General features: G+C 47.3%; 1 protein-coding gene. It reads right to left on the bottom strand.

Annotated elements, in window-relative coordinates; all coding sequences use genetic code 11:
- Window positions 1-221: sulfatase-like hydrolase/transferase (locus NQZ67_RS30035; protein WP_257453175.1), on the bottom strand; the 221-nt coding region annotated here is incomplete at its 3' end.
- Window positions 222-334: the final 113 nt, after the last annotated feature.

The following is a 334-nucleotide window of genomic DNA, read 5'->3' as shown; positions in this document are numbered from 1 at the left end:
CGATCTGGATCCACTACGATCAGCGGTATGCGCGCTGCGGAATCCAGGAAGCTGCGCTTGCCTACACTATTGTAATCGCCAAGCAGCTCAGCGTGGTCAGAAGAGAATACAATCATGGTGTTCTTCAGCAGATCTTGTTCTTCCATGTAAGCGAGCAAGCGTCCGATTTGGTAATCAATGAAGGATATTGTGCAATAATACGCTGCCTTCATTGTCCTCATCAAATGGTCGTCCACACCTTGATCTCGATATTTGTACCGATTCTGGAATCGATTCCAATAGGTTAGGAGCTCTTCTCCGTTCATAGGCCGCTTAGGTAATGACATCTCAAGCG

Origin of the sequence: Paenibacillus soyae (genome assembly GCF_024623455.1) — a bacterium.
In the GTDB taxonomy this organism is placed as follows: domain Bacteria; phylum Bacillota; class Bacilli; order Paenibacillales; family Paenibacillaceae; genus Pristimantibacillus; species Pristimantibacillus soyae.
Note: the sequence above shows the minus strand (reverse complement) of the source record. Positions and strands in the feature narration are given on the sequence as shown.